A 14,703-nucleotide genomic window follows, 5' to 3' on the forward strand; every position below is an offset into this window, starting at 1 on the left:
ACCCGATGACACTGACGGCGGCAACTGCGAAATGTGACCACGGCGGCACAGGATGGCAACGTCCCCGCTACCGGTACCGCCCATGGATCCGATCGCCCCGTCGCTGGCCCGCCTGCAGCAGGTGCAGGTGCGTTACCGCGACCATACCGCCCTGCATGGCATCGACCTGCAGGTCCGCGCTGGCCAGGTGCTGGCGCTGCTGGGCCGCAACGGTGCCGGCAAGAGTACCGCGATCAGCGTGCTGTTGGGTCTGCGCCGCGCCGACGCCGGACAGGTCGAGCTGCTTGGCGGTGACCCGCAGCAGCGCGCCAGCCGTATCGGCCTGGGCGTGATGCTGCAGAGCACCAGCCTGCCGCCGATGCTGCAGGTGGACGAACTGGTGGCGCAGGCCAGCGCCTGCTATCCCGACCCGATGCCGTTGCAGGAGGTGCTGCAGCGTGCTGGCCTGCAGGCGCTCGCGCGCCGCCGCTACGGCCAGCTGTCAGGTGGCCAGCAGCGCGCCGTGCAGTTCGCCATCGCGCTGTGTGGCCGCCCGCGCGTGCTGTTCCTGGACGAGCCCACCACCGGCCTGGACATCCAGGCGCGGCAGGCGATGTGGCAGGCGATCCGGCAGCTGGTGGCCGAAGGCTGTGGTGTGCTGCTGACCACCCATTACCTGGAGGAAGCCGAAGCGCTGGCGCAGCAGGTGGTGGTGCTGGAGCAGGGCCGGGTACTGGCCGACGCGCCGCTGAGCGAGCTGCGCCTGGCCGATCGGCCGCGCCGCATCCGCTGCCGCAGCGGGTTGCCCATTGCGGACGTGCAGCAGTGGCCGGGCGTGCAGGAGGTGCAGCGCGACGGCGAGCATCTGCAGCTGCTGGCGAGCCCGGCCGAGCCGGTGGTGGCGCGCCTGCTGGCCGCCGATGCGCAGCTGCGCGAACTGGAAGTACAGGGCGCGGCGCTGGCCGACGCTTTCCTCGACATGACCCGGGAGGCCGCATGAACACCCTTGTCCGTACCACCGGATTGCCGCTGCCTGCATGGCGACAGGCACTACGTCCGTACCGCGCCGAGCTGATGGCCGAACTGCGCCGGGCCTGGCGCACGCCGGCGTTCGCGGTGCCCTCGCTGCTGTTCCCGGTGCTGTTCTACCTGCTGTTCGGCGTGCTGCTGGGGCGCGGTCATGCGCCGTTGTACCTGTTGGCCACCTACTGCGTGTTCGGCGCGATGGCCCCGGCCCTGTTCGGCTTCGGCGTGCAGTTGGCGCTGGATCGTGAAGGCGGCCTGCTGACTCTCAAGCGCGCGCTGCCGATGCCGGCGGCGGCACCGCTGGTGGCACGGCTGGCGATGGCGGTGATGTTCGCGCTGCTGGTGGCGTTGCTGCTGATCGGCGTCGCGCGCGTGCTTGGTGGTGTGCAGCTGCACGCCCTGCAGGTGCTGCAGCTGCTGGCGGTGGCGGGCCTGGCGGCGCTGCCGCTGGGGGCGATCGGCCTGCTGATCGGCGGCCATGTCAGTGCCAGCGCGGCACCGGCGATGGTCAACCTGGTCTACCTGCCGCTGGCCCTGCTGTCGGGCCTGTGGCTGCCGCTGTCGGCGCTGCCCACGCTGTTCTCGACGATGGCCCCACTGTGGCCGACCTGGCATCTGGCGCAGCTGGCGCTGCCGGTGGTCGGGCTGCCGTCGGTGGGCAGCGTGGCCGGCCACCTGCTGGTGCTGCTGGCGGTCACGGTGGTGGCGCTGCTGCTGGCGCGCCGTCGCCTGCGCCGGATCGGCTGAACTGGCATGATCGGCAGCGATCGTCCTCGCCTGGATTCTCCCGTGTCGTCGAGCTGGCTTGCGTCCCTGCTGCGCCCCGCACCGGATTCGGCGGTGGCCGAGCTGCTGCGACGTGGCAAGTCGCCCTGGAGCGGAGCGATCCACCTGCTGTGGTCGGTATGGATCTTCCTCACCCCGGTGCTGGGTAATGGCTTCACGCTGCGCTGGCTGCTGCTGACCCTGCTCAGCTATCCGTTGTTCCTGCTGCTCTATGCCAGGGTGATGCTGTCGCCACGGCACCATGGGTGGCGCTATGCGCTGGGCATGATCGTGCTGGCCCTGGTACTGCTGCCCTGGTACCCCTCGGGACTGAGCTACTTCGTGTTCGGCTGCGTGATGATCCGCATGAGCGGGCGCAGCAGCTGGTGGGCGTACCTGCTGCAGCTGACCGCGCTGAACCTGCTGTTCTGCGGCACCGCGCTGTACTTCGGCTATCCGTGGCAGGCCATGGTGTGGATGCCGGCGGTGTCGTTCATCGTCGGGCTGGTGGTGAACGTGGAGGCCCTGAGCCAGCAGCGCGACGTTGCCCTGCAGCTGTCGCAGGACGAGGTGCGGCGACTGGCCACCACCGCCGAGCGCGAGCGTATCGGCCGCGACCTGCACGACCTGCTGGGGCACACGCTGTCGCTGATCACGCTGAAGCTGGAGCTGGCACGCAAGCTCTACGATCGCGATGACGCGCGTGCACGGCAGGAGATCGGCGAGGCCGAGGACATTGCACGCGAAGCGCTGGCACAGGTGCGCAGTGCAGTGACCGGCATCCGCGCCAGCGACCTTGCTGGCGAGCTGGCATCGGCGCGCCTGCTGCTGGAATGCCAGCAGGTACATCTGCAGTACACGACGCCACCTGCGATGCCGGTGGAGGTGGAGCGCGGGCTGGCGTTGGTGCTGCGCGAGGCGGCGACCAACATCGTGCGCCATGCGCAGGCGACCCGGGTGCAGGTGGATTTCATGCTTGAGGAACGACAGTTGGCGATGCAGATACGCGATGACGGCCGTGGCGGCGTGCAGGCCGAGGGCAATGGGTTGAGTGGCATGCGTGAGCGGGCCGCAGCACTGGGTGGCCAGTTGACGCTGCAGTCGCCGCGCGGGGCGGGCACCGTGCTGACGGTACGCGTGCCGTTGATGGCCGCGACCACGCCGCTGTCGCCCACGTCGTTGGCGCAGGACGGTGCCGCATGATCCGCATCCTGCTGGCCGAAGACCAGGCCATGGTGCGCGGCGCACTGTCGGCGCTGCTGGGCCTGGAGCCGGACATCGAAGTGCTGGGCAGTGCTGCCGATGGCGAGGCCGCCTGGCGGATGTTGCAGCAGCTGCAGCCGGACATCCTCGTGACCGACATCGAGATGCCGGGCCTGAGCGGGCTGGAGCTGGCGCAACGTATCGCCCGCCACGAACTGCCGATCAAGGTGGTGATCGTGACCACCTTCGCCCGTGCCGGTTTCCTGCGCCGCGCGCTGGAAGCTGGCGTGCTGGGCTACCTGCTGAAGGACGCACCGGCCGAGAACCTGGCCGATGCCCTGCGCAAGGTGAAGCAGGGCATCCGCGCGATCGACCCGCAGCTGGCACTGGATGCGTGGTCGCAGGCCGACCCGCTGACCGACCGCGAACGCCGTGTGCTGCGGCTGGCGGGCGAGGGCCGCACCGCCAGTGAGATCGCCGAGCAGCTGGGGTTGTCGCACGGTACGGTGCGCAACTACCTGTCCGAGTGCATCGGCAAGCTGGGCGTGGCCAATCGGATCGAGGCGTACCGGCTGGCGCGGCAGAAGGGGTGGTTGTAGGGGCGGCCTGCTGTTCCCAATGATGTCGTTTCCGCGACCGCGGGTGGGTGTCACTTTCTTTGCTCGTGCACCACGCTGCAGGAGCAGCGTGGAACGGCGTAGCCGGCCCGCAGGGTGGCGCACATGGATGTGCGCCATCAAGAAAGTAACCAAAGAAACGCTCCGCCGGCCGCGAGCCGGCGTGCTGCGCACGCCGGTGCCCTGCGCTCCTCGGTCCGTCGAGGGACGGCGCGGGAACTCGCTGCGCTCAGACACCCGCACCTCTTCGCCCTCGCCGGACCTGCGGTGCTCGGCTCGCTCAAGGCGGACTTGAAGGGCAAGATCAACAGCTAGAGCATCCACGCATGGCGTGGATCTACTGGGTGCAGCTGTGGCATTTGACCTTGGGTCCGCCTTGAGCGAGCCGAGCATCGCAGGGGAATCAGGGGCGAAGAGGCGCCGGTGTTTGAGCGCAGCGAGTTCGGCGCCGTCCCCTGATTCACCGAGAAGCACAGGGCACCGGTGCGCAGCACCGGCTCGCGCTCTGGCGGCGCGTTTCTTTTGGTTACTTTTCTTTTCGCGCGAAAAGAAAAGTGACACCCCCCGCAGTCGCGGAAACGATCCGCCGGGAACGCCCGGCGAACCCGCTCAATCCTTCCCGCGCGCCATCGCCTGGAACACGCCATCGCGCCGCACCCACAGGTGGAACAGCGCCGCACCCACATGCATCAGCACCGTGGCGAACAACACATACGCCAGCAGGCTGTGCGCGTTGCGCAACGCGGCATACAGCGCCGGGGTGTGCGGCACGATCGGCGGCAGGTGCAGGCCGCCCCACAGCACGATCGGATAACCGCCGGCCGACAGCATCGCCCAGCCGATCAGTGGCATCGCCAGCATCAGCCCGTACAGCATCCAGTGCGACGCCTTGGCCGCCATCACCTGCCATACCGGAAGATCCGCCGGCAGCGGAGGCGGGCGATGGCGCAGCCGGTTGTACAGGCGCAGCAGCACCAATACGCCGATGGCGATGCCCAACGGGCGATGCAGATCGATCAGCATCGGCCGCAGGTGCAGCGAGGCGACCATGGTCACGCCGATGAACAGCATGGCGATGATCATCAGCGCCATGGACCAGTGCAGCACCCGCGCGAGCAGGTTGAAGTGGCCGTTGCCGGTGCTCATCGTGCGGCCTCCTTCGGTTGCTCGACGTTGCCGGTGGCGCGCTCGCGTTCGCGGCGGTTGAAGGATTGCGAATACACCGCCGAGCGGGCCGCCAGGATCGGATCGTCACTGCCACGCACGCCACTGGGCAGGATCAGCGGATCGAAGTTGATCTGGCCGCACGCGCCCTGTTCCTGCGACTGCATGCGGTCCAGGCTGAGTACGCCGGCCACCACCTGGTCACGCGTTTCGGGCCACGGTACCGACGGATCATCGATGGCATCGCCGGGCTCGGCGGTGGTCACGACCAGGTTCCAGCGCACTGGACCGCTGGTCAGGCGCTGCTGCAGTTCCTGGCTGAGGAAATCGACGCTGGCGTTCTTGCGCGTTTCCGCATCCATCTCGACCACCGGCGCCTGCGGCTGCCAGCGCCAGCGCACCGCGCGTTTCTGGCCCTGCGCGTTGGTGAACCAGAAGCTGTTGACGCTGTTGAAGGTGGTGTCGGCCCAGCTGCTGGTCCACGGCGCGGTCTTGGCCCACTGCTGGAACGCTTGTGCACTGGGGTATTTCGCCAGCACCGCGGCCATTTTCTGCGGGTCGGGCTTGCCGGTGGCCGGGTCCGGGATGGAGACGCGCGTCTGCTCGTAGAACGCCTCGGCGTTGGGCACGGCGAAGAACGGGAAGCTGTTCATCGCCATGCGCCATTCCTGGCCATCATCGCTGACCATCTGCACCGCGAGGCTGCGTACGCGCGCGGTGTTGTCGGCGCCGTACGGGTCGCCGCCGCCGATCGACAGGCGACCCATCACCGGCACGCGGCGCTGCGAGAACACGCGGGCGCTGGACAGGGTGGGGGCCTGCGCACTGGGTTCGAACCAACCGCTTACACACACGCCCTTGCTGTGCGCACGGCGGAAGCCCGGATGGGCCGGGCCGGTGGCCTCGATGGTGTCGGTGAAGCGCTGCGCGGTCAGGCGGCCGCCAATCCAGCCGGCCAACCAGGCGAAGGCCAGCGCCACCGCACCCAGAATGAGTGCGATCAGTGCGATCCAGAGCAGTGGGGAATGCCTGCGCGGCGCGCCCGGTGTCTGGCCGGCGCGGGTGTAGCGGAAGAGCGACATGGTCGGAGTCCTGCCTTCACGGAGCGTGTGGGTGGTCGACCCACACATCCTCGCAGAACCCTTCCAGGCCCGGTATTCAATTTTTCGTCAAGTTTGCCGGGGACGGCGTGCCGACCAAGGTCGGCACCCACCCGATCAGCTGTAGCGCTGCTTCAGCATCGCCCACGCCGAGCGCAGCGCCAGCGCTTCGCCGCCAGCCGGCCGGCCCGGGCGTTCGCCGTCGTTCCAGGCATACACGTCCAGATGTGCCCAGCGCTGGCCGTCTTCCAGGAAGCGTTCCAGGTACAGCGCGGCGGTGACCGAGCCGGCCATGCGCGAGCCGGCGTTGGCCAGGTCGGCGATGCCGCTGCTCAGGTAACGCAGGTAGGGGCGCCACAGCGGCATGCGCCAGACCGGGTCGCGGGTCGCGTCGCCGGCCTGCAGCCACTGCTGGGCCACGCTGTCGTCGTTGCTGAAGAGCGCCGGCAGGTCCGGGCCCAGCGCGATGCGCGCGGCGCCGGTGAGGGTGGCGAAGTCCAGCACCAGGTCCGGTTTCTGTTCGCTGGCGAAAGTCAGCGCATCGCACAGGATCACGCGGCCTTCGGCGTCGGTGTTGTCGATCTCCACGCTCAGGCCCTTGCGGGTGGCGATCACTTCGCCCGGGCGGAAGGCATCGGGGCCGATCGCGTTTTCCACCGCCGGCACCAGCAGGGTCAGGCGCACCGGCAGGCCGCGCGCCATCACCAGGCCGGCCAGGGCCAGTGCATGCGCGGCACCGCCCATGTCCTTCTTCATGTTGCGCATGCCGTCGGCCGGTTTGATGTCCAGGCCGCCGGTATCGAAGCACACGCCCTTGCCGACCAGCACCAGTGCCGGATCGGTGTCCTTGCCCCAGCGCAGCACGACCAGGCGCGGAGCGCGGTGCGAGGCGCGGCCGACGGCATGGATGGCCGGGAAGTTCTGCTTCAGCAGTTCATCGCCGGTGATCGCCTCGACCTGCGCACCGTGTGCATCGGCCAGCGCGCGCGCGGCGTCTTCCAGCTGCTGCGGACCCATGTCTTCGGTCGGGGTGTTGACCCAGTCGCGCACGCGCAGGCTGGCGGCGATCAGGTCGGCCACTTCGCCGGTCGGCTCAGCCACCAGGCGTGCCGGTGCACGGTGGCGCTTGCGGTAGCGATCGAAGCGGTAGCTGCCCAGGCCCCAGCCCAGCTGCAGCAGCGCCAGTTCGGCGGCCGGCAGTTCGCTGGCCAGCTGCCACACGCTGCCTTCCGGCAGGGCATGCGGAGCATGCGAGTAGCTGTAGGCATCGCCACGATCACCCACGCCGATCACCGCACCGGCCAGGCCATCGGCGCCGGGCAGCAACGTCGTGGTGAAGGCACCGGCGGTGAAGCCCTGCGACGCCAGCCATGCCTGGGTGGCGGCCGGCTGGCCGTCCTTCCAGGACGCGAACTGCTCGCGGTCCAGCACGTACAGCGGCAGTGCTGCGGCGGTGTCGGCAGTGAAACCAGTGATCTCGCTCATGCGTCAGGTACTCCGGGGTGCGGCAGCGTCGAGGTTGGCATCCAACCAGTCGGCCAGGCCGGTGAGGGTGTCGAACTGCAGGTCCGGCTGCAGCTGCGGATGGGTCCAGGTGGCTGCTTCGCGGTTGATCCAGCAGCCGCGCAGACCGGCGGCAATCGCCCCGGCCACGTCCATTTCGGCGTGGTCGCCGACGTGCAGTACCTGCGCCGGCGCAACACCCAGGCGGGCGCAGGCGGCGTGGAAGATGCTCGCCTCCGGCTTGGCCGCGCCGTGTTCGCGCGCGCCCAGCTGGAAGGCGAAATGATGGGCCAGGCCGATCCGCTCCAGATCGGCATTGCCGTTGCTCAGCGCCGCCACCGGCACCCTCGCGGCAATCCGCGCCAGTGCGTCGATCGCATCGGGGTAGCACTCGACCTGGTTGCGCGCGGCGAAGAACACGTCATACGCCGGCTCCAGCAGATCCAGGCTGGCACCACTGGTGTGCAGCGCTTCGTGCAGGGTCAGCCGGCGCAGTGCGCTCAGGTCGTGATGGAGGTGCGGATGGGCGTGGTACAGGCGCTCGCGCAGTTCGCGCATCGCCGCCACCGGATACATCTCGGCCGTGGCGGGGCTGTGTTCACGCATCCACTCGTGCAGGACCAGGTCGATGCGGGCGCCGATCGGAGCGAACGGCCACAGCGTGTCGTCAAGGTCGAGGGTGATGGCTTGGACGGGGAAATTCACCCCGCCATTCTACCCCTGCCCGCGCGGGCTTTCATTCCAGCAGACGCGCCCAGCCCTGCATCCCGTCCAGCCGTGCCAGCACCAGCTTGATGCAGACCAGCAGCGGCACCGCCAGCAGCAGCCCGATCATGCCCCAGGCCCAGCCGAACACCATCAGCGCCAGGATCAGCACCAGTGGCGACAGTTTCATGCGACGGCCCAGCACGATCGGGGTCACCATCTGCCCTTCCAGGGTGTGCAGGCCCAGGTAGGCGGCGGCTGGCAGCAGGGCCTGCAGCGGGTCGCGGAATTCCACGAAGCCCATCAGCAGCATCAGCGCCACGCCGATCAACGGACCCACATACGGAGCGAAATTCAGCAGTGCGGCCACCGTGCCCCACAGCAACGCTTCCTGCAGGCCGATGCCGAGCAGCATCAGCACGCCGGCGAACACCAGCCCGACCAGGGTGTTGATCACGCTGATGGTCAGCACATAGCGCGACACCTCGCGCTCGATCGAACGCAGGATGTCACTGGTGAAGCGCTGCTGCTGACGGTTCGGGAACAAGGCGATCGCCGCGCGTTGCAGGCTCTGCCCGTAGATCATGAAGAACAGGGTCAGCAGCACCACCGCCAGCACCGAGGCGGCCAGCCGCGGCGCACGGGTCAACATGCGGTACGGGTCATCGAGCTGGGCGCGGATCACCTGCACCTTGCGGTTGCTGTCGCCACCGGCAACACGGGCGAAGTTCTCCGCAGCCTGGTTGGCCTGCTGCACCGGCTTGGTCAGGTCCTGCACCTGGCGGGCGATTTTGCGCAGCTGCTGCGGTGCTTCCTGTGCCCATTCCATTGCCGGGCCGATCAACTGCACCGCCAGCGAACCGGTCACGCCCAGGCCCGCGCCGAGGATCAGCAGAGCGCCCAGCGCACGTGGAATCCACAGCTTCTGCAGCAGGCGCAGGATCGGATTGCCGACCAGTGCGAAGAACATCGCCAGCAGCACCGGCAGGATGATGTCCTGTGCCGCCCACAGTGTGTAGCCCACCGCCAGGGTCGCCAGCACCACCAGCGACATCGGTCCGCGCGGACGCGACGGTGGCGGCAACGGGGCGTCGGGCTGTTCAGGGCCGGCCGGTGACGGGGACAGGAGGGACTCGCTCATCGACGCACCAACCGGGAAGGGGAGCGCATTATCCGCCGGCCGCGATCGGCGCGGCGGATTCCATGGATCAACGTTCGGACAGCTCGGTGGCCGCTTCGGCCGGATGCGGTCCGCGCGGGTCCGGCTCTGGCTCCGGCACGGAGCGTGGAGCCGGTGCCGGCCGTGGCTCGGCAGCGGAGGCCGCCGCCTGTACCTGTTCGCTGGCTTCGTCGGCTTCCTCAGCCGCGTCGTCGGCAGTGGCTGCGGCCTGCGCCGCCATCGCCGTGGCGAACGCCGCCTGTGCACTGGCGAACAGGTTCGAGACCGAACCCACCATCTGCAGCCAGCGGGCACCGTTGACCTTGCCCGGCACTTCCAGCTTGCCGGCGATGAAGCCACCGGCCAGGCCGACCACCACGATGCGCAGCGGCGACCAGCCCTTTCGCCAGACGTCGCTGAGCGTGGACCAGTGGTCCTGGGTTTCGCCCAGGCGCACGGTCACCACCTGTTCGCAGCGTTTCACCCGCCGTTGCAGCGCGCCGAACTTCATGGCTTGCCCTCGGGCAGCTGCACCTCGGCATCGGGATCGTCTTCGCTGGGTTCGTCGAACAGGCCCAGGCGTGACAGCTGGCGCCGGGTAGCGTGCATGCCGGTGTGGTGGAAGAAGTAGGACACCCGCCAGATCGCATAACCGGTGACGGCCAGGCTCAGCAGCGAGGTGATCAGCAGCGCCTGCAGCCAGCTCAGGCCCCAGCTCTGCAGCAGGGCGATGAGGGTGGCGGCCATCAGCAGCCAGGCCGAGGCACCGAACACGATCGCCACGCCGGCCCAGGCCAGCGCGCGACCGAATGCACTACGCGCCAGCGCGAAGTCGGCCGAGGCCAACCGGCGCAGCGAGCGCAGCGTGTGCTTGGCAGAATCGGCAGCGGCACGACCGGCCGCGCCGACCTGGCGGATGCTCTCATCCAGCGGCGGGGTAGCCGCCGGATCAGGCGCTTGCGCGTTGTCTTCGCTCACGCCGCGGCTTACTTGTCGCTGCTGCCGCGGGCCAGCTTGGCGATGATCCAGCCGGCAGCGAAGGCGACACCGAACGAGGCCAGCGGACGTTCACGGATCAGCTCAGCGGCGCTGTCGATCAGGTCCTTGCCCTTGTCCATCAGTGCGTCGACCTGTTCCTTGGCGGCTGCACCACCAAACTCGGCGGCGGCCAGGCCGGACAGCGCGCTGTCGGACAGTTCAGCCTTGACGTTGGCCTTGCCGATGCGCAGTTCGTCGCCGGCTGCGCCGGTTGCACCCTTGATCGCACCGCCGGCGGCCGACGCGGCCTGCTTCAGGTGGGAACCGGCTTCACCCAGGTGTTCCTTCAGGTTCTCGGTATTGGTGGGGCTCATCGAATCACTCCTGTTGCGATGGGGGAACGGGAGTCGGCGGTGCCGACCTGGACTGACAGCAATAGCATTGCCGGGGTATAGGGGGTGTTACGGCAGGGCGATCAGCGCATCACGAGCTGGCCCTGCTGCTGGCCATTGTTGCGCAGCACGCGTATCACCAGGGTCGGCGGGCGCTGCTGGAAGTTGGCGCGCCAGCTGGCCAGGTCGGCGAACTCGCCCACGGTGGCATCGGTGATGATGTCGCCCTGCTGCAGGCCGTTGGTGGCCGCGCGGCTGCCGCGCTTGACCTCGCTGACCAGCACGCCGCCGACACCGGACTGGCGCAGCGACTCGGGTAGGTCGACGAAGGTGGCCCCGGTCAGGCGCGGGTCCAGGCTCTCACCGCTGACCGCGCGCGCCTGTTCCTTCAAGGTTGCCTTGATCTGCAGCGGCTTGCCCTCGCGGCGCACGTCCAGCGTCAATGCGCTGCCGACCGCGGCCAGGCCTTCCACGTTGTGCAGGGCTTCGGCGCTGTCCACGCGTTGGCCGTTGGCCGAGACCACCACGTCGCCCGGCTTCAGTCCGGCGGTCGCAGCGGCCGAACCGGCCAGCACGCGGGTGATCAGCGCACCACGGGTTTCACCCAGGCCCAGGCCCTGCGCGATCTGCGCGGTCAGGTTCTGGCTCTCCACGCCCAGCGTGCCGCGCACCACTACGCCGTGCTTGACCAGCTGGTCGACCACGCTGCGCGCCAGGTTGGAGGGGATCGCCAGGCCCAGGCCGATGTTGCCGGCCATGCTGCCCTGCGGGTTGAAGCTGGCGGTATTGATGCCGACCAGCTGGCCCTGCAGGTCGACCAGTGCGCCACCGGAGTTGCCCGGGTTGATCGACGCATCGGTCTGGATGAAGTTCTGGTAGCCCAGCCCGCGGATGCCGCTGCGGCCCACCGCCGAGACGATGCCGGAGGTGACCGTCTGGCTGAAGCCGAACGGGTTGCCGATGGCCACCACGAAGTCACCGACCCGAAGCTGGTCGCTGTTGCCGAGCTTGATGTCGGTCAGGTTCTGCGCCGGGATGCGGATCAGCGCGATGTCGGTATCGCGGTCCGAACCGAGGAACTCGGCCTTGACCGTGCGCCCGTCGGCCAGTGTCACCTGCACGTCATCGGCGTTGTCGATGACGTGGTGGTTGGTCAGCACCAGGCCCTCCTTGGCGTCGATGATCACGCCCGAGCCCAGCGATTCGTTGATGCGTTCCTGCGGGATGTCCGGGAACAGGCGGCGGAAGAACGGGTCGTTGAAGAAGGGGTTGCGCACGCGCACCACCTGCTTGGTGTTGACGCTGACCACGGCCGGCATCGCCTTCTCCAGCATCGGTGCCAGCGACGGCACCGCCTGTCCGGCCACCGAGGCCGGCAATGCCGCCGTGGTCGGGAGTACCGCAGGCAGCGGCGCGGCGTCGGCACGGTTGTCCAGGTGGGCATTGATGCCGGTGGCAACGAAGCCACCGAAGGCGGCGGCGATTGCGAGCGTGAGCAGGGTGGGAAGCGGTCGCATGGGAGTCGGTTCGCTGGCGTGGGTGGGGGCGGTTCGGCCCTACGGTAAAACAAGCTGAATGAGTGTGTCGCGATCTGGATAAATGCGCCATGAAAACCGGGCGCCCGGAACGCGGGTCGGCGTCGCCATCTGTGGGGCGGTGGCGACAACGTCGGGCGTGCTTCGCAATGTGCCGACGTCTGCCGAAGCGCGTGTGGATACAGGCTGATACTTGCGCAGTTCTGCGCATCCTGGTGCCGCGATGCGCCATATCGCATGCCTTTCGCAGCACTCTGGCAGGTGCGCGCAGGCAGCACCTGCCGCTACCCGCACCGTGCGGCGCAGCACTGAAAAAAGGGGTTTCCTGTCAACCCGCTGTGCTCGAGAGGGTGCTGGGCTACACCATTACCGTCGCAGCAGATGCGATTGCGGGCGCATGCCCCGTTCCACGATCGTCAATGTCGGTATAGCATCGCCCCGTTTTGATACTTAAGGCCCGCAGGAGGGCAACATGAGCAACGGTAATGGTGTGTCGGTCGTGACCGACGCCGTCGAGAACGTCAAAGAAACCGCCACCAACGTTGGCGAGACCATCGCCCACGCTGCCGAAGACGCAGTGAAGTCGGTCAAGAAGACCGTCAAGCGCGCCACCAAGGCTGCCGGCACCCGCGTTGCCAAGGCCAAGAAGGCCGTGGCCAAGGTCGAGAAGACCGTTGCCAAGAAGGCCGAGAAGGCTGCCAAGTCGGTCGGCAAGACTGTTGCCAACGCCAAGAAGAAGCTGGAAGCCGCCAAGAAGAACGCCAAGGCCGAAGCCGCTGCCCTGAAGAAGGAAGTGGCCAAGAAGAAGGCGGCTGCAGGCAAGGCCGTGACCAAGAAGGCCGCCGCTGCCAAGAAGACCACCAAGGCTGCCACCAAGGCTGCTGGCAAGAAGGTCGCTACCGTGAAGAAGGCTGCCACCAAGAAGGCCGCCGTCGCGAAGAAGACCGTTGCCAAGAAGACCGCGGCCGCCAAGAAGGTTGTCGGCAAGAAGGTCGCCACCGCCAAGAAGGCCGTGGCCAAGAAGACCGTCGCGGCCAAGAAGGTCGCTGGCAAGAAGGCCGTGGCTGCCAAGAAGGTTGTCGGCAAGAAGGTTGCCGCTACCAAGAAGGTCGCCACCAGGAAGACCGCGGCCGCCAAGAAGGTTGTCGGCAAGAAGGCTGCTGTCGCCAAGAAGGCCGTCGGCAAGAAGACCGCTGCTGCCAAGAAGGTTGTCGGCAAGAAGACCGCCGTTGCCAAGAAGGCGGTGGGCAAGAAGGTTGCCGCCACCCGCAAGACGGTCGCCAAGAAGGCTGCGCCGCTGAAGAAGGTCGCCGCCAAGAAGGCTCCGGCCAAGAAGGCCGTGCGCAAGGTCGCCAAGCGCAAGTAATCGCGCCGTGACCGAAGGCCCTGCCGCCCAACGGGTGGTGGGGCCTTTCGCGTTTCTGGGGCACGGTCTGGGGCAAGATGCAGGTTCTTCCTGCAGGAGCCCCGGGCATGCGTGGTATCGACTTCAGTTCCTGGCAGGGCGTGCTGTCCACGTTGGCCGGCCTGGTCCTGATCACCCTGCTGGGCGTGGGCATCCGCCTGCTGGTGATGCAGACCCTGCAACAGCGCCGCGAGCGCGAGAACCGGCAGATCAACGAACGGCTGCGCACGCTGATGGCGGCCTACAAGACCCTGGGCGGGTCGTTCACTGGCGAACTGGGCGTGGATCCCAGCCATCGCCGCGACCTGCGCCAGCGCGAAAATGCCGAAGGCATCGCCGAACCCCACTCGGATCGCGCGCGCCGCATCCGCGATGCGGTTGAAGCGGCACTGTCGGACATCCTGTTGCTGGGCACCGACGAGCAGGTGCGGCTGGCCGCGCGTGCGGCCAACGAACTGGCACAGGGGCGGCCGGTGCACCTCCACGAACTGGTGGTCTCGCTGCGCGACTTCGTGCGCGAAGCGCTGGATCTGGCCCCCATCCCGACCGACCTGCAGATTCCACCGCAGGGCCCGACCCGGCCCGCTGCCAGTGGCGGTGGCAAGGGCCGCAACGATGGCGATGCCAAGGGCGGTCGTGCGGGTGGTGGCGGCGGCGGTGGCGGAATGGGGGCCGGAATGGGCGGCATGGGCCTCGGCGCCGGCGCCGCACTGGGCGCCGGCCATGCCTCCGCCAGCGATGAGACGGACGCGCGCTGAGCACGTCCGCCCGGTTCAGCGCGTCAGCTCGTAGATCGGCACGAAGCCGCCGTAGATCATCCGCGCGCCGTCGAACGGCATCGGATTCTTCGCCGGATCAAACCGCGGGTCTTCCATCATCTTCTTCATGCCGGCGTCGCGGGTCGGCTTGTCCGGCCATTCGATCCACGAGAAGACCACCGTCTCGTCTGCCGTGGCTTTCACCGCGCCGAAGAAGTCGGTGGTTTTGCCGTGCGGTACGTCGTCACCCCAGCACTCGACCACGCGCAGCGCGCCGTACTCGATGAAAACGGGATCCCCTGTGCGTGCATGGGCGAGGAACTTCTCCTTGTTGGCGGTGGGCACCGCCAGGACGAAACCATCGATGTAGCTCATTGCCTGCCTCCGGATGGACCGTGCCGCATGCACGGCCTT

General features: G+C 68.2%; 16 protein-coding genes. 6 read left to right on the top strand and 10 right to left on the bottom strand.

Features of this window, described 5'->3' with window-relative positions:
* The first annotated feature begins 82 nt into the window (after positions 1-82).
* The 4 genes from ACZK33_RS01410 to ACZK33_RS01425 are packed head-to-tail and all read left to right on the top strand — an operon-like array spanning position 83 to position 3,572.
* The gene (locus ACZK33_RS01410; RefSeq protein ID WP_121505143.1) at positions 83-979 is read left to right on the top strand and encodes an ABC transporter ATP-binding protein; all 897 of its coding nucleotides are present in this window, start codon (positions 83-85) and stop codon (positions 977-979) included.
* The gene (locus ACZK33_RS01415) at positions 976-1,752 is read left to right on the top strand and encodes an ABC transporter permease (protein ID WP_423173888.1); all 777 of its coding nucleotides are present in this window, start codon (positions 976-978) and stop codon (positions 1,750-1,752) included. Before ACZK33_RS01410 ends, ACZK33_RS01415 begins: the two co-directional genes overlap by 4 nt.
* A 6-nt stretch (positions 1,753-1,758) precedes the next feature.
* Positions 1,759-2,973: a sensor histidine kinase gene (locus ACZK33_RS01420; protein ID WP_423173887.1), complete on the top strand. Its 1,215-nt coding sequence runs from the start codon at positions 1,759-1,761 to the stop codon at positions 2,971-2,973.
* On the top strand, positions 2,970-3,572 hold the full coding sequence (locus ACZK33_RS01425) for a response regulator transcription factor (RefSeq protein WP_005407733.1): 603 nt from the start codon (positions 2,970-2,972) through the stop codon (positions 3,570-3,572). The genes ACZK33_RS01420 and ACZK33_RS01425 overlap by 4 nt, the downstream gene beginning before the upstream one ends.
* Before the next feature lie 627 nt (positions 3,573-4,199).
* Here ACZK33_RS01425 and ACZK33_RS01430 read toward each other — a convergent pair.
* The 9 genes from ACZK33_RS01430 to ACZK33_RS01470 all read right to left on the bottom strand — a co-directional run bounded on the left by ACZK33_RS01430 (position 4,200) and on the right by ACZK33_RS01470 (position 12,108).
* Entirely contained in the window at positions 4,200-4,736 is a 537-nt protein-coding gene (locus ACZK33_RS01430; protein WP_132808881.1) for a cytochrome b, read from the bottom strand.
* The gene (locus ACZK33_RS01435; protein ID WP_423173886.1) at positions 4,733-5,836 is read right to left on the bottom strand and encodes a catalase family peroxidase; all 1,104 of its coding nucleotides are present in this window, start codon (positions 5,834-5,836) and stop codon (positions 4,733-4,735) included. Before ACZK33_RS01435 ends, ACZK33_RS01430 begins: the two co-directional genes overlap by 4 nt.
* A 135-nt stretch (positions 5,837-5,971) precedes the next feature.
* A complete protein-coding gene (locus ACZK33_RS01440) occupies positions 5,972-7,339 on the bottom strand; it encodes a leucyl aminopeptidase family protein (protein WP_423173885.1) in 1,368 nt (455 codons plus the stop codon).
* 3 nt (positions 7,340-7,342) lie between these two features.
* Positions 7,343-8,062, bottom strand: coding sequence for an HAD family hydrolase (locus ACZK33_RS01445; protein WP_032128162.1), 720 nt, complete (start codon positions 8,060-8,062; stop codon positions 7,343-7,345).
* A 31-nt stretch (positions 8,063-8,093) separates the two neighbouring features.
* The gene (locus ACZK33_RS01450) at positions 8,094-9,203 is read right to left on the bottom strand and encodes an AI-2E family transporter (RefSeq protein ID WP_032128161.1); all 1,110 of its coding nucleotides are present in this window, start codon (positions 9,201-9,203) and stop codon (positions 8,094-8,096) included.
* A gap of 67 nt (positions 9,204-9,270) precedes the next feature.
* Positions 9,271-9,732 carry a protein sip-5 gene (locus ACZK33_RS01455; RefSeq protein ID WP_329893720.1) on the bottom strand — a complete coding sequence of 154 codons (462 nt, stop codon included), beginning with the start codon at positions 9,730-9,732 and terminating at the stop codon, positions 9,271-9,273.
* Positions 9,729-10,199 carry a phage holin family protein gene (locus tag ACZK33_RS01460; RefSeq protein WP_049398102.1) on the bottom strand — a complete coding sequence of 157 codons (471 nt, stop codon included), beginning with the start codon at positions 10,197-10,199 and terminating at the stop codon, positions 9,729-9,731. The genes ACZK33_RS01455 and ACZK33_RS01460 overlap by 4 nt, the downstream gene beginning before the upstream one ends.
* An 8-nt stretch (positions 10,200-10,207) precedes the next feature.
* Positions 10,208-10,573, bottom strand: coding sequence for a hypothetical protein (locus ACZK33_RS01465; protein WP_032128158.1), 366 nt, complete (start codon positions 10,571-10,573; stop codon positions 10,208-10,210).
* Positions 10,574-10,674: 101 nt separating this feature from the next.
* Positions 10,675-12,108 carry a Do family serine endopeptidase gene (locus tag ACZK33_RS01470; protein ID WP_049462587.1) on the bottom strand — a complete coding sequence of 478 codons (1,434 nt, stop codon included), beginning with the start codon at positions 12,106-12,108 and terminating at the stop codon, positions 10,675-10,677.
* 490 nt (positions 12,109-12,598) lie between these two features.
* On the opposite strand from ACZK33_RS01470, the gene ACZK33_RS01475 reads away from it, so the two are divergent.
* The gene (locus ACZK33_RS01475) at positions 12,599-13,492 is read left to right on the top strand and encodes a hypothetical protein (protein ID WP_049435203.1); all 894 of its coding nucleotides are present in this window, start codon (positions 12,599-12,601) and stop codon (positions 13,490-13,492) included.
* Between the two features lie 107 nt (positions 13,493-13,599).
* Entirely contained in the window at positions 13,600-14,289 is a 690-nt protein-coding gene (locus ACZK33_RS01480; RefSeq protein ID WP_423173884.1) for a hypothetical protein, read from the top strand.
* A 15-nt stretch (positions 14,290-14,304) separates the two neighbouring features.
* Here ACZK33_RS01480 and ACZK33_RS01485 read toward each other — a convergent pair whose 3' ends face one another.
* Entirely contained in the window at positions 14,305-14,664 is a 360-nt protein-coding gene (locus ACZK33_RS01485; protein ID WP_182267092.1) for a DUF1428 domain-containing protein, read from the bottom strand.
* Between the last annotated feature and the right edge of the window lie 39 nt (positions 14,665-14,703).

This window comes from Stenotrophomonas sp. 86156_Sma, assembly GCF_056481625.1.